The sequence below is a fragment of the Pseudomonas sp. IPO3747 genome (genome assembly GCF_013385245.1).
Lineage (GTDB): Bacteria > Pseudomonadota > Gammaproteobacteria > Pseudomonadales > Pseudomonadaceae > Aquipseudomonas > Aquipseudomonas edaphica.
In genome coordinates this window covers 162,450-176,360 of record NZ_JACAQL010000022.1, presented here as the reverse complement: position 1 = coordinate 176,360, position 13,911 = coordinate 162,450, and the positions used below count along the sequence as shown (strand labels likewise).

The following is a 13,911-nucleotide window of genomic DNA, read 5'->3' as shown; positions in this document are numbered from 1 at the left end:
TGCAACCCCTTGATTTCAAAAATATTTCGTATAGCCATCAAGGGGTTGCGGGCCTGCCCTACTCCTGGATGCGCTGCTGCTGATAGTGCGGGTCGGCCTTGATCTGGGCTTCGGTGAAGGGCAGCGCGCGCAGCTTTTTCTCGGAGAAGGCTTGGGTCTGGTCCTTGGCGTGTTTGGATGCGGGGTTGCTGGATTCGGAGAAGGCCAGCACGCCCAGTGCCTGGGGGCCTTTGTCGTCGAAGGTGACGATTTGCAGGTAGCTGGTGCCGCTGACGACTTCGCGTTTGCCGTCGGCGCGGGGCACGGTTTGCATGGCGTTGTAGATGCCCAGCTGTTGCGGGCCGCCGTGCATGGGGGTTTGGCCGCTGACCTGGATGTCGCCCCAGCGGGTGGCCTTGAGTTTACCGACCTCTTCACTGGAGGCCAGCATGGCTTCGCGCAGGGCTTTGGCCACCTCGATGCGGTCGATGGCCAGGCCACGGGGTGTGGTCAACGGCTGCGCCGGGTCGAAGGCGACGCGCCAGGCGTCGGGGATTTGTTGCAGGTGTTCGACCAGGTTAATGAAATGCACCAGGCCGATGCCGCTGTCGAGGTTGGCGTGCTGGTCCCAGGCTTTCAGGCTGGTACACAACGGTTGCAGCGCGGCGGCGTCAGTGCCCAGATGTTTGGCGCAATATTCGAGCAGGTCTGGCATGACTTGTCCGGCGAGATACACCTCGTTGTCCATGACCATGTTTTGCAGGTCGGCCACGCTGATCGGTTGCTTCTCCAGGGATTGCAGGCGTTGCACGGCGAAGCGTGCGCGCGGGCCGAGGCCGATGTGGTCCTGGCTGATCACCGGGGAGAAGCCGTTGAGTGGCGCCTTGGGGTTGGCCAGCCACGCCGAGTCGTTGGAGTGTTGCACGTAGTCGGTGCGCTGCAATTGCGGCAACTGGTCGGCAGCGAAGATGCCCGGTTGCGCTGCACGCGGGTCAACGTCCCAGGCGCAGGCGCTGTGGGCGCCGTCGAGCATGATCATTTGCAGGCCCGCGCGAGGGTCGCTGCATTGCGCCAGTTTGGCGGCGCTGACGTTGGGCACCACCGACAGGTTCATGTAGAGGCTCTGGCCCTGGTCGTCGGCGGCCACGGTATTGACCCACGGTATGCCTTGCAGGGTGTGCACCGAGGTTTGCAGGTCTTTAAGGCTGGTGGCGCGGTTCATCGCGTACCACTGTTGCAGCACGCGGTCGTTACCCAGGTTGGCGTCGCGCAGGCTGAAGGCGTAGTGGCTGTCCCAGTCGAGCTTGCCGGGCCATTGCACCACGGGGCCGAATTGCGAACTGTAGACCGTATGAGTGACCTCTTTGAGGCTGCCATCGGGTTGTTTGACTTGGACCTTCACCGCACGATGCTCCATAGCGATGGATTTCCCATCCAGCAGAAAACGCGTGGAATCCTTGGGATCGAGGGTCAGTCGATACAGCGTGAAATGCTTGGACGTGTCCACCGTGTGGGTCCAGGCCACGTGCTGGTTAAAGCCGATATTGATCACCGGCAAACCCGGCAGTGCTGCGCCCATCACGTCCAGTTGGCCCGGGATGGTCAGGTGCATCTCATAAAAACGCATGCCACCGACCCACGGAAAATGCGGGTTGGCCAGCAGCATGCCACGGCCATTAAATGAACGATCACGGCCCACGGCCACGGCGTTGCTGCCACGGTCGAGGCTGAAGCGTTGTTGATTGGCTGCTGCCAGTTCAAAGGCCTTCATGCTCGACGGCACAGCGGCAGTCGCGTTAGGCGGCGTGGCGCCGACCAGGGCTTCGGCGAATTGGCCGACACCGCCTTCCACCAGCAGCCTGCGGGTCAGCTTGACCAGGTCTTCCACGACCAACGGGCGCACCCAGGTGGCGTGGCACTGGGTCGGTGCGCCCTGCTCTTTCAGATAACGGTTGTAGCCGGCGACATAGCCTTCGATGCGCTGCTGCATCTGTGGGGTTTGCGCCTTCCAGAATGCGGCAACCGCCTGGGGCGTATTCAGCCAGTTGAAAAACACATCACTGGCCAGGTTGTTGCGCTCTTCGAGGGTCGCCTGGTCCGGGCCGAAAAACCGCGCACGCTCGCCGTTCACCGTGACCACTTCATTGGCCAGCAGGCACAGGTTGTCTTGCGCATACGCGTAACCAATACCGTAACCCAAGCCACGCTCATCATTGGCGCGGATGTGCGGCACGCCGAAGGTGGTGCGGCGAATATCGGCTGAAGCCTGTGTCACCTGTTCACGCGCTGAAGCATTCAGGCTCAGCCCCAGCAACAGCCCTGCCACGCACGCCTTGGACAACCGGTTGGAAATAATCACGCAAGCTCCACAGTCAATTTGGACACCCTTACAGGGGGCAACGACCCCACCGTAAGAACGCAGGCAACCGGGAATAATTTAGCCGCAGCGGGTGTTTTTTAAGGGCGGTCGACGTGTGACAAAGCGGATACCGACAAAATTTCTACATCCAGGACTTCATGATTTCGCTCGCTCGTTCGTCTTATTCAAATAAGAGCGCCATCATTTTCCTGATCAGGCTCTGATAAGGAGTTTTTTGCATGTACAACCCGCAACCGCCCATGGATGGACATTCACCGGCTGCCGACGCCAATTACGGCGGCGGCGCACAAGCGTTCGGCAAAGCGCCGGAGCACGGCAACCAGCGTATCCGCCATTTGCTCAAGTGCTTCGGTTTGCGCACCAGCCTGATCCGGCTGAAGGTCATTGACGCCCTCCTCACTGCTGCCGACAACCAGCGCACATTGGGCGTGCGCGGCGTGCACAGCCATTTGCTGGAGCTGGGCATTCCGTTGTCGTTTCTCAGTGTGCGCGAGGTGCTGAAGCGCCTGTGCAGCGAGGGCGTGATCACCCTCAATGCCGATAAGAGCTACAGCCTCCATGCAGAGGCTGCCAAAGTGCTCGACCGTCGCGCCTGACGCTTTCGCTCGGCGCTCCAGCAGGCATCAGAAGTGAGGCTTGACCTTGCGACGCATGATGCCGTTGATCACCACTACCACGACGGCAATCGCAATCGCCAGGTACTGGAACGTTTTTTCGCTGATCACGCCGGTGTTTTGCAGATAAGACAGGCCAAACATCGACGCCAGTACTGTCAGGGCGATCAGAATCGAATATTTCAAACGTTGCTTTTGGGTCATGACGGGTTCCTGAAGCTTAAGAATGTATCCACTTTGTATCGCCGAGCATGCCAAGCACATACCCGGTTACGGGGATGGCACCGGTTCGGCAGGGTCATATGTTACAGGCGCTGAGAAATTTTGGCTTGTTCCGCGCCTGATTGAACCTGTCGGTACTTTAGAGGATTTGAAAATGCTCCGTCGAATCACACTGTTGATTCCATTGCTGATCATGTTGACCATGAGCGGCTGCTTCTTTTTCCCACGTGGCGGCGGTGGCGGCTGGCACGACCACGACCATCGCTACGATGGCGGCCCTGGCTACGAGCGTCGCTGACACCACGCGCGCCTCGCTTTGCAGTGAGCAAAGCGAGACGCCTGCAGTCAGCCTGCGTGCACCCAACGTTGATATAGCCAGCGCGCAAAGGCATCCAGCGCAAACCCCAGCAAGCCGATCACCACCACCATCGCCATCAACTCCGAATACGCCAGGCGGTCACGCGTGTCGAGGATGTAATACCCCAGCCCCGCGCTCACCCCAAGCATTTCGCACGGCACCAGCACGATCCACAAAATGCCAATGGCCAGGCGCACGCCGGTCAACACATGCCCGACTACGCCGGGAATGATCACCCGTCGCAGGGTTTCCCAGCGCGTGGCGCTGAGGCTTTTACTCAGTTGCAACCAACGCGGGTCCAACTGGCGTACACCAGCGGCGGTGTTGAGCATGATCGGCCACACCGCCGCAAACGCCAGCAGGAAGTAAATCGGCTGGTCACCCACGCCCATCAACATCACCACAATGGGCATCCAGGACAGTGGCGAGATCATCCGCAGAAACTGGAACGCCGGTGTGGTGGCGGCCTCCAGGTTGCGCGAACTGCCCACCAGCAGCCCCAACGGCACACCGACCAACAAGGCCAGAAACAGCCCAACGAATATGCGCTTCAGGCTCACCGCGATGTGCAGGTACAGCTCGCTGCGCCCGAGCAATTCCCACAAGCTGCTTGCCGTTGCCGCCAGCGAAAAGCGCGCCGACAAGCCATCGGCGTCGCCAAACACTTTCACGCCCAACCACCACAGCAACAGCAAGCCGGCCAAACCACTCAGCCCCAGCCACCAGCCAGGGATTCTGCCGTTGTTCAAACGCCGATCTCCTCGTGCCGTTCGTAACCGTCGGGCAAACCGAAGGTTTTCATGCCGCCCACGGATTCGATGGCATTGCGCACGAAGCGGTCGTCCACCAGGTCCTTGGCCACGAACGTTGGGTCCAGGTCAGCGAGGAATTTCTTGTCGCCTTCGATCAAAGTGTCCTTCAAGCGCCGTACCAATTCCTCGGTGTAGCTGGGAAATGGGTACGGCTGGAAGTCGATGCGATGCTCGTCCCAGTTGGCATGCTGGATCGCGCCGTCAGCCAGGTACGCGGCACGGTCGGCGGCGGCCGGGGCCAGCACCTTGCTCAACACCGGCTCGGCGTGCGGTGTATAGCGGTTCGGGCCGTCCTTGGACAGCAGCTTCACCGCCTCTTCGCGGTTCTCGCGAGTCCACACCTGCGCCTTGACGATGGCATTGACCACCTTCTGCGACCACTCCGGGCGGTTGGTCAGGTCATACTCGTGCATGAACACCACGCAGCAGGCGTGGTTGCGCCACACATCGCCGGTAAAGCGCTGCACGCGGCCGACCTTGAGGTTTTCCGCCAGGGCGTTGAACGGCTCGGCGACGATGTAGCCGTCAATGCGTTTACTCGCCAATGCCGGCGGCATATCCGAAGGCGGCAACACGATCAGGTTGACCTCATTGGCCGCAATCGCAGCCCCGGCGGCACGCGCTACTGGCGTGAGGCCGTTGTCGCGGAACAGTTGCTGCACCACTACGTTGTGGATCGAGTACCAGAACGGAATCGCCACCGACTTGCCGCCCAATTGCTTCACCTCGGTAATGCCCGGCGAAACCGTCAGGCCCGAACCGCCGACATGGTTCCAGGCCACGACTTTGGCCGGCACCTTGCTGCCGTAGCGCGCCCATACCGTCATCGGCGACAGCAAGTGAATCACGTTGACCTGCCCGGAAATAAACGCCTCGATCACCTGCGCCCAACTGCGCAACAGCACCGGGCGCTCGGCCTTGATGCCTTCGGCCTCGAACAAACCGTTGTTATGCGCCACCAGCAAGGGCGTGGCGTCGGTGATCGGCAAATAGCCGATGCGTACAGGCGCGTCCGGCTCGCTGGCGGCGCGGGCTTGCAGGCTGCTGAGCAGCGGCAAGGCACCGGCGGCACTGAGCACCGCCGAGAGTTTGAGAAAGTCACGGCGCGAGTGCGTAAGGTCATCCAGACACATGTGAAAACTCCTGTTGATCAATGAGGTTGGGTTGAGGGCGGCTCGCCTGCCGTAAGGTTTTCAGAATCTCGATACGCAACGCGCCGATGGCTTCAACCTGCTCTTCGCGCGGTTGCGGCAAATCGATGCGCCATTCGCCCAAGGTCCGCGCCGGGCGGTTGCCCAGTAGCAGGATGCGGTCGGATAGCAGCAGCGCTTCGTCGATGTCGTGGGTGATCAATACCGCCGCCGAACCCTGCTCGCGATTGACCTTGAGCAGCAGGCGCTGCATGTCGGCGCGGGTGACTTCATCCAGCGCGCCGAACGGCTCATCCAGCAGCAACACCTGCGGCTGGCGGGCGAGGCAACGGGCCAACGCGGTGCGCTGGGCCATGCCGCCGGACAACTGCGCTGGAAACTGCTGGCGCGCATGTTCCAGGCCGACCGCCGCAATGGCGTGGTCGACGCGCTGGCGGCGCTGCTCAAGGCTCAAGTGCGGCTGACGGGCGAAATCCAGGCCAAAGGCGACGTTCTTTTCCAGGTTCAGCCAGGGCAACAGGCTGGGGTCTTGAAACGCCACTGCCACCCGTGGATGCGGCCCGGCCAGCGGCTCGCCCAGCACCTGCACGCTACCGCCCTGCGGCGCCTGCAAACCGGCCAGCACGCGCAACAGGCTGGATTTACCCACGCCGCTGGGGCCGAGAATCGACACCACTTCGCCCGGCTGCAGCTGCAAATCAAACCCTTGCAACACCGGCCCACTGGCATAGCCCAGGCAAATACCCTCGGCGCTCAGTACCGCCTGACTCATAGGTTGGCCTGACGGTGCAGCTCGGTGCGCAGTTGCACCAGGCTTGGCGTCACGATCGGCACAAAGGCCGACTCGCGCCAGCGCCGTGCAAAGCCACTGCCATGGGCTGTGAGGTAGGCCTTGCCACCACTGGCTTGCAGTTCCAGCTGCACCGCGCTGGCGGCGGTTTCGGCCAGGGCGATGCGCAGTTTGAACAAGGGCACCGGCTCGACGGCAAAACGACCGGCCAACAGGCCGCCTTTAAGTTCTGTGACCAGGTGATCGAGGGTCGCTCGCAAGGCTTCCAGCTCGTCACGCAACACCGTGCGTGAGGAGCCCAAATGGTTGGCCACTTCCGCCAGTGAGCGCCTCGCCAGGCCAATGGACATGCCGCACTGCAAACCCAGGAACGCCGGGCGCACCGCCGGCAGAAACTTGCGTGCATCTTCATGCAGCAACCAGTCGCGGCTCAGCTCCACGCCTTCCAGGCCCAGGGCCGCGGTATTGCTCGATTGCAGGCCCATCAGTTCCAGGTCACGCGAACGCTGCAGCCCTGCGACCGAATCCGGGATGGCCAGGATAAACGGCGCGCCGCCGCCGGCATGCTCAATCGCCGCCGCCGCAACAAAACCGTTCTTGCGCAGGTTGGTCACCCAGTGCAGGCGGCCATTAAGGGTCCACCCGTCCTCGGTCGGCTCCGCGCTGATTTGCAGGGTCTCGATGCCGGACAAAAATTTCATCGCGTTCGACAGCCCGGTCGCCCCGGCCAGCTTGCCGCTGAGCAGGTCCGGCAACAGTTGCTCGCGCAGCCGCTCATTCGGGCTCTGCAACAAATATTCGATAAAAGAGCGCTGGCCCCAGCACACAAACGCCGCCGCCAGGGAATGGCTGGCCACGTTGGCAATGGCTTCCACCGCGCCCGTCACATCACCGCCCAAGCCGCCCAGCGCCTTGGGCACGCCAATGCTTAATACATTCGACTCTGCCAGCCTTGGCAGCACTTCCTGTGGATCGCAACTGCCCACATCCAGGGCCTGCGCTTGAACATCGAGCCAACGGCTCAAGATAGGGTCAAGCATTCGTTTCTCCTTTTTACAGCAGGTGGACCATCGCCGATTCAGCTTGCCGGTTTTTCCCAACGGTATTGCGCCAGCTCCGGGTTCAGCGGGGTACGGGCAAACACGTTAGCGAAGTTGCACAGGGTTGCCAGGCTGACGCCCAAAATAACTTCCAGCGCCTGGCCCTCGGTATAACCGGCGGCGCGGAACGCTTCAAAACCCGCGTCGCTGACATCGCCACGGGTGGCGATCACTTCGCGGGTGAACGCGGCGAGTGTCTCATAACGGGCGTTGGGCAATTCACCGCGCTGGCGCAGGGCGTCAATCACGTCTTCGGGCAGCTTGGCTTTATTGCGCGCCACGGCGGTATGGCCGGCCACGCAGAAATCGCAGCCGTGGGTGGTGGCGGCAATCAGCTGCACCACTTCGCGGTCGGCCAGGCTCAGCTCAGACTTGGCGTTGAGCCCGGACACGGTGATGTAGGTTTCCAGCGCCGCCGGTGCATTGGCCAACACGGCGAGCAGGTTGGGAATGAAACCCGAGCCTTTGAGCGCATTTTCCAGGAAGGGCTTGGCCGCTTCCGGAGCGGTTTCGGGGGTGAGCAACGGTACACGGGACATGGAGTGGTCTCCTGATGGGTTCATCGCCTAAGTCTGTTGGTTATAAAAAAACGCCTCAATAGGCTAAAGTAGCGATTACTTGCTCTAGAGTCTTTCCGTTAGATGAATTCGTCCAGTGCGCTCGTTGATTGGTTATTAGACAGCCTCGAACTCAACACCAGCCTGTTCCATGTCGGCCGCTATTGCGGCGCGTGGCATGCCAGCACCCATGGGCTGGCCAGCGCGAGTTTCCACCTGATTGTGCAGGGCCAATGCTGGTTGCATATTGACGGCGAACCCCTTCCCCATCACCTGAATAATGGTGATGCGGTGTTTCTGCTGCGTGACCTCGAGTATCGGCTGTCTGGCGAGGCCACGGCCGCGGCAGCGCAGGAATGCCCGCGCCGACCGATGCTGGCGCTGGACCGCAACGCCGACGATGGCGTCGGCCTGGTCTGCGGTTTTTTTCACTTCCATTCCGGTTTGTCGGCGATGATCGTCGACGGCTTGCCCGCCTGGATCATCCTGCGCGCCGGCGACCCATCGCTTACTGCTGCGCGTAATTTGTTCGAATTGATCCTGCAAGAGTGCGAGCGCGTCCCGGCGCCCTCCTCGGCATTGCTCGAGCGTTTGTGCCATTTATTGTTTCTGTATGTGCTGCGTCAGCAAGTCATCGATAACAGCGAACTGGGCGGTCTGGCGGCACTGGGCCGACAACCGGCGTTCGCCGAGTTGCTCGAGCAATTGATCGCCCGACCGGCAGACCCATGGACCCTGGAAAGCATGGCAGCCTGCACCGGTTTGTCGCGCTCGGCATTTTTCAAGCGTTTCAGCGAGCTGTGCGGGCAATCGCCGGGGCAGGTGCTGTTGATGATGCGCATGCGCCATGCCTGCCGCTTGTTCAAAGAAGACATGACCGTGGCCGATGTGTCACTGGCGGTGGGTTATCAGTCGGTGGCAGCGTTTACTCGGGCGTTCTACAAGACCACCGGCCAGCAGCCTGGGGCTTATCGCAAAGGTCAATGGCGGAATTAGCAAACAGGGAAGCTGGAAATCGCATGAGAACGCACCACACAACAGGCCCGGCTCACGTGCCGACGCGGCGGTGGTGTATTGCGATCCGACCGTTTTAGGCGATGTGAGAGGCTTCCTGTTTATACCTGCAGTCGTGAAATGGACCGGCCTTTGCGCAAGCGCTACCTGGTCTGACCCTCTACGGCCGATCATCACCGGACGAACGACATATCCAGTCGCAAGCTCTACGCGGTTGCCAGGAACGCTCTTGCATCGATCGCCCACGTAAGAGGAGCCCTGACATGCGGTCAGGTTTATACCTTGGTTATCGAGAAGGACATCACCATGCTCTCTCCCTACGCTCACGCCCCAGCAACCGCGCGTCACCTTGTGCCAAGCGTCGAGCCGGTCAAGCCCAAACCTTCACCCTATGATCCACCCGCCGACCTGTCACCGGGCGCGCGAGACGTCAGGACACACATACTGCTCCAAAAAGGCGATGTGACCTTTAGCCGCGAAATCACCTGGAGCACGGCGTACCCCGGTAAACCTAAGATTGTTGCCAATCAACTTAAGGTGGAAACCGGTAACGACGACGACATCATTCGCGTGCGCAGCTGGCCAGGTGACAAGTTGCAGTTCATCGTCAACGGACAGTCGTATGTGGTCGATATCCCACCCCAACAAAGCTTGAACAACAACCTGTTGATCAAGACCAATGGCGGTAATGACACAGTTATCGTCGAGGATGACGTCAAGCATTACGTGTTAATCGAGGGGGGTGATGGTGACGACAGACTCCAGGCCGGCGCAGGCCCGACCGGACTCCTTGGGCAAGACGGCAACGATACGCTGCGCTTGGGCAGTGGCTTTGGCGTTGCACAAGGTGGCGACGGCAACGACAGGCTGTACGGCGGCAGCGGCCCTACCATTCTGTTCGGCGAGGCTGGCGACGACCACCTCCAGGCCGGGTTCAGCAGCGCGCATAAATGGAACCTTCTCAATGGTGGTCCCGGCGACGACACGCTCTTGGGTGGGAGTGGGGACAACTACCTGCACGGAGAAGGCGGCGACGACGAATTGGTGGGGCATGACCGTACGTCGTTCTTCACCGGCGAAGGTAATGACCGCATTCGGAATAATCGGAGCAAGGACCGTATTTTCGCTGGCGCCAATGATCACTTCGACACCACGCAAGGCTCGGCTTTCACTGAGGTGAAACCGAGCACCACTGGCCAATAAGGTCAGCTCAAGGGGTGACCTTGCAGTGGCGAACACCGGCAAGGTCACCGTTGCCCACTCACTTTGCACCATCGTACCTAAAGCTCCTTCTCTCCAAGCCGATAGCCCTACGAAGCTCTAACAAAGCCGCGTCGATAATAACGCTTCGTAAGGACGATCCCATGCCCCCTCTGCGCTCCATCCAAACCCGCTACACCTTGTTTCTGGTGCTGTTCGTCCTGCTGATATTGGTGTTGACCGTTGTCGGTATCGGCCAGTTGGTGGCCCCCACGCTGCGCCATACCGAAGAACAGGTGGTGCTCAACCGCGTCGCCGAAGTGGCTGAGCGCATCCAGGGCGAACTGAACAAGGTTCAAGCCCAACAACGTAGCATCACCCAAACCATTCCCCTGCTCGACAGCGATGCCATCGACAAGGTGCTGCCCGGCCTGGTGGACCAGTATGGCGAGCTGAAAGTCTTCGGCGGCGGTATCTGGCCACTGCCCAACCAGCGCGCTCCAGGGCGCAACAAGTTCAGCACCTTCTGGCACCGTGATGCGTCGGGCAAACTGGCGGTCAACACGTTCTGGAACAGCGACGCTGCGCCCAACTACTACGACCAGAGCTGGTACAAAGGCGGCCTCGCCTCGCCGCGCGGCCAGTGCGCCTGGGCCGCCGCCTACAAGGACGACGCCAGCCAGGAGCCACGCACCAACTGTGCCATGGCCATTCAGCGCGATGGCGCAGCCTATGGCGTGGCCACCATTGACGTAACCCTGGGGTTCTTCAATGAGCTGGTGGCCAGCAAGGAAAAAGACATCGGCGGCCAGATGCTGATCGTTGAAGGCGACGGCAAGATCATCAGCAACAGTTCGCGCATCAGCGGCCCGGTGGTGTTGAAGAACATCAGCGAGCTGGCCAGCACCTCGGCGTTTGCCGCCCAAGTGAGTAAAGCACTGGCCCATCGTGACCAAGGGCTTGTGCGTAACGAGTTCGACAACCAGGGCGTGGCCAGCACCTTCTACCTGCGCCCGATCGAGGGCACGCCGTGGTTCCTCGCCACCGCCCTGCCGACCTCGTTGATCACTGCCCAGCGTGATGACGTGCTCGGCAGCCTGGCCCTGCTGCAAATTCCCATGGTGTTGCTGCTGGTGCTGCTGGCCGCCTATGCGATCCGCCAACTGGTGCAGCGCATGAAGTCGTTGAAGACCAATATCGATGCCTTGTCAGCCGGCGACGCCGATCTGACGCGACGCATCACCATTCGCGCCGAAGACGAACTGGGCGCCATCGGCCATTCGGTCAACCACTTTATCGTCTACTTGCAGAACATGATTGGTGAAGTGACCCAGGCCACGGGCGCCATGTCGTCGAGCCTGGCGCAACTGCAGCAGACATCGGCCCACACCAACCAGATCCTGGTGCGCCACGCCTCGGAGACCGACCAGACCGTCACCGCCATCACGCAAATGAGCTCGACTGCCGACACCGTCGCGCAAAACGCGGCGGAAACCGCCTCGTTCACCCAGCGCGCCAACGAGCATGCCGACCGCTCCCGCGTGGTGGTGGGCGAAGCGTCCACCAGTGTCAGCGCCTTGATCGGCGAAGTCGCCAGCGCCACCCACACCGTGGAGGCCATGCGCCAGGACGCTGCACGCATCACCGAAACCCTCGGCGTGATCGGCGCGATTGCCGGCCAGACCAACCTGCTGGCCCTTAACGCAGCCATTGAAGCAGCGCGGGCTGGCGAGCAAGGCCGTGGTTTTGCGGTGGTGGCCGATGAAGTACGGGCGCTGGCGGCACGGACCCAGGCCAGCACCTCGCAGATCAACGAGATGCTCGCGCGCCTGACCACCGGCGTGAGTTCGTCGGTGGCGGCCATGGAAAACACCCAGGCCAGTTGCCAGTCGGCGGCGGATGCCACGGCACGGGTGAACACCGGGCTGGATGAGATGGCCGGTTCCGTCAGCCATATCAATAACCTCAGCACCCAGATCGCCACGGCGGCCGAGCAGCAAAGCGCGGTGACCGAGGAGATCAACCGCAGCATGGTGCAGATCCGACAGATGGTCGATGAGTTGGTAGAAAGTGGCCACGCCACCCAAACCAACACTCAGAGCCTGTTGGATGCCAATGGCCGGGTCATTGCATTGATGGGCCGCTTCAAGGTGCGCTGATAAAAGACTGAGACACTCCCGTGCAATGCGCGGGAGTGGGACTATTCTGACAGTTCTCAGGACAAACTCTCGCCACACAGGAGGTGTGTCATGCATGCAGCTGAGCATTCGGCCCGCTTGGAGCGGATCAGTCAGGAACGCTTCATCCAGGCGCCAATCGAGGTCATCTACGACTATGTGACCCAGCCGGATCGCTGGCACGAGTGGCACCCCACCTCCCTGAGTGCCGACACCGGCACCACCGGCTCACTGCCGGCCGGCACGCGCTTTACCGAAATCATCGACCTGCTGGGCGTGCGCGTCCCCATGAGCTATCGCGTACAAATCGCCCGCCGCCCCAGTGAATTCAAGACCGTGTTCACCTCCCTCGCGGTAGACGGTTCGATTCACTACTTCCTGCAACCCCACCGTGGCGGCACGCTGTTCAAACGGGTGCTCACCTACGAGACCGAATTGCAATTGGCCACCTTGCACGCGCGCATGATCGACCTGTCGACCATTGCGCTGGACCAACTCAAGCACCGCCTTGAAAACGCGGCTTTCGTATAATTTAGAAACATTACTGCCACCCCTCTCACCCTGTGGGAGCTGGCTTGCCTGCGATGACGTCGTCATGATCGCCGCAAAATCCCGACGCCGTCCTCTTGCCCACGAGCCCCACATGAAAAACCCCCTGCGACTGGCCCTACTTTGCGCCCTGTTCACCACCACACTGGCCCAGGCGGCCGACCTGATCCCAATCGACGTGCACCGCGATGCCAACTGCGGTTGCTGCAAAAAATGGATCAGTCACCTTGAAACCAACGGTTTCAAGGTTAATGACCATGTCGAAGCCGATATGAGCGCCGTCAAGCAGCGCCTGGGCGTAGCGCCGCGCCTGGGCTCGTGCCATACCGCCGTGATCGACGGCAAGTTCGTCGAAGGCCATGTGCCCGCCGAGCAGGTGCTGGCACTGCGCAAACGTGATGATCTGCTAGGCATTGCCGCGCCCGGCATGCCCATGGGCTCGCCCGGTATGGAAATGGGTGAGCGGCGCGAGGCCTACCAGGTCATCGGCCTGACGCGCGACGGACAGGATGTGGTGGTGGCTGACTACCCGGCCCACTGATTAATGCTCGCCGGTTACCTGGGGCTGTTTTTTGCCGCCTTTGGCGCAGCAACCTTGTTACCACTGCAATCGGAAGCCGTGCTGGTTGGCTTATTGCTCAGCGGCCACTATAGCCTGTGGCTGCTGCTGGGTATTGCGACGGTGGGCAATGTCCTGGGGTCGGTGGTCAATTGGTGGCTGGGCCGCTGGGTTGAACACTTCAAGGATCGCCGCTGGTTTCCAGTCAGCGCAAAGCAACTCGACAAGGCCAGTCGCCATTACGAACGCTGGGGGCACTGGACGTTATTGCTCAGTTGGGTGCCGATCATCGGTGACCCGCTGACCTTGGTCGCTGGGGTAATGCGCGAACCGCTGTGGCGGTTTTTGCTGTTGGTCACGCTGGCCAAGAGCCTGCGTTATGGCGTGCTGGCGGCGCTGACCCTGCACTGGGTGTTAATCCCCACTTAATCCCCTCGCAACAGCATCCG

At 61.1% G+C, this 13,911-nt stretch carries 15 protein-coding genes and 1 pseudogene; 9 read left to right on the top strand and 7 right to left on the bottom strand.

Translation table 11 applies throughout. From position 1 onward, the window contains the following. Nucleotides 1-58: 58 nt before the first annotated feature. Entirely contained in the window at nt 59-2,338 is a 2,280-nt protein-coding gene (locus HX790_RS22295) for an acylase (protein ID WP_176992158.1), read from the bottom strand. A 239-nt stretch (nt 2,339-2,577) separates the two neighbouring features. Here HX790_RS22295 and HX790_RS22290 point away from each other — a divergent pair, with 239 nt between their 5' ends. After that, nucleotides 2,578-2,955, top strand: a complete 378-nt coding sequence (locus HX790_RS22290) for a fe2+ zn2+ uptake regulation protein (RefSeq protein ID WP_176992157.1) — start codon at nt 2,578-2,580, stop codon at nt 2,953-2,955. 27 nt (nt 2,956-2,982) lie between these two features. On the opposite strand, the gene HX790_RS22285 is transcribed toward HX790_RS22290, so the two are convergent. Beyond that, nucleotides 2,983-3,177 (bottom strand): hypothetical protein, encoded by a 195-nt coding sequence (locus HX790_RS22285; RefSeq protein ID WP_017138898.1) that lies wholly within the window; start codon nt 3,175-3,177, stop codon nt 2,983-2,985. 172 nt (nt 3,178-3,349) lie between these two features. Between HX790_RS22285 and HX790_RS22280 the strand changes: the two genes are divergently transcribed. Then, nucleotides 3,350-3,493, top strand: a complete 144-nt coding sequence (locus HX790_RS22280; RefSeq protein ID WP_017138899.1) for a hypothetical protein — start codon at nt 3,350-3,352, stop codon at nt 3,491-3,493. Nucleotides 3,494-3,540: 47 nt separating this feature from the next. On the opposite strand, the gene HX790_RS22275 is transcribed toward HX790_RS22280, so the two are convergent. Genes HX790_RS22275 through HX790_RS22255 form a run of 5 tightly spaced genes read right to left on the bottom strand, consistent with a single transcriptional unit; the run spans nt 3,541 to nt 7,945 of the window. Then, a complete protein-coding gene (locus HX790_RS22275; RefSeq protein WP_370589405.1) occupies nt 3,541-4,287 on the bottom strand; it encodes an ABC transporter permease in 747 nt (248 codons plus the stop codon). 11 nt (nt 4,288-4,298) lie between these two features. Continuing rightward, complete coding sequence (locus tag HX790_RS22270) at nt 4,299-5,498, bottom strand: ABC transporter substrate-binding protein (RefSeq protein WP_176992156.1); 1,200 nt, start codon at nt 5,496-5,498, stop codon at nt 4,299-4,301. Further along, nucleotides 5,485-6,288, bottom strand: a complete 804-nt coding sequence (locus HX790_RS22265; RefSeq protein ID WP_176992155.1) for an ABC transporter ATP-binding protein — start codon at nt 6,286-6,288, stop codon at nt 5,485-5,487. The genes HX790_RS22270 and HX790_RS22265 overlap by 14 nt, the downstream gene beginning before the upstream one ends. Further along, complete coding sequence (locus HX790_RS22260) at nt 6,285-7,346, bottom strand: acyl-CoA dehydrogenase family protein (RefSeq protein ID WP_169986208.1); 1,062 nt, start codon at nt 7,344-7,346, stop codon at nt 6,285-6,287. The genes HX790_RS22265 and HX790_RS22260 overlap by 4 nt, the downstream gene beginning before the upstream one ends. Nucleotides 7,347-7,384: 38 nt before the next feature. Then, complete coding sequence (locus HX790_RS22255; RefSeq protein WP_099549676.1) at nt 7,385-7,945, bottom strand: carboxymuconolactone decarboxylase family protein; 561 nt, start codon at nt 7,943-7,945, stop codon at nt 7,385-7,387. 102 nt (nt 7,946-8,047) lie between these two features. Between HX790_RS22255 and HX790_RS22250 the strand changes: the two genes are divergently transcribed. From HX790_RS22250 to HX790_RS22225, 7 genes and pseudogenes are all read left to right on the top strand, one after another. After that, complete coding sequence (locus tag HX790_RS22250) at nt 8,048-8,959, top strand: AraC family transcriptional regulator (RefSeq protein WP_176992154.1); 912 nt, start codon at nt 8,048-8,050, stop codon at nt 8,957-8,959. Between the two features lie 324 nt (nt 8,960-9,283). Continuing rightward, nucleotides 9,284-10,180 (top strand): calcium-binding protein, encoded by an 897-nt coding sequence (locus HX790_RS22245; RefSeq protein WP_080593797.1) that lies wholly within the window; start codon nt 9,284-9,286, stop codon nt 10,178-10,180. A gap of 161 nt (nt 10,181-10,341) precedes the next feature. Beyond that, nucleotides 10,342-11,475 (top strand): annotated as a pseudogene (locus HX790_RS29920) (cache and HAMP domain-containing protein); the annotation flags it as partial. Between the two features lie 15 nt (nt 11,476-11,490). Next, nucleotides 11,491-12,336 (top strand): methyl-accepting chemotaxis protein, encoded by an 846-nt coding sequence (locus HX790_RS29915; RefSeq protein ID WP_370589404.1) that lies wholly within the window; start codon nt 11,491-11,493, stop codon nt 12,334-12,336. Between the two features lie 90 nt (nt 12,337-12,426). Next, a complete protein-coding gene (locus tag HX790_RS22235) occupies nt 12,427-12,885 on the top strand; it encodes an SRPBCC family protein (RefSeq protein WP_017138908.1) in 459 nt (152 codons plus the stop codon). Between the two features lie 112 nt (nt 12,886-12,997). After that, entirely contained in the window at nt 12,998-13,444 is a 447-nt protein-coding gene (locus HX790_RS22230; protein WP_138453598.1) for a DUF411 domain-containing protein, read from the top strand. Between the two features lie 3 nt (nt 13,445-13,447). Further along, on the top strand, nt 13,448-13,891 hold the full coding sequence (locus HX790_RS22225; protein WP_017138910.1) for a YqaA family protein: 444 nt from the start codon (nt 13,448-13,450) through the stop codon (nt 13,889-13,891). Nucleotides 13,892-13,911 lie beyond the last annotated feature (20 nt).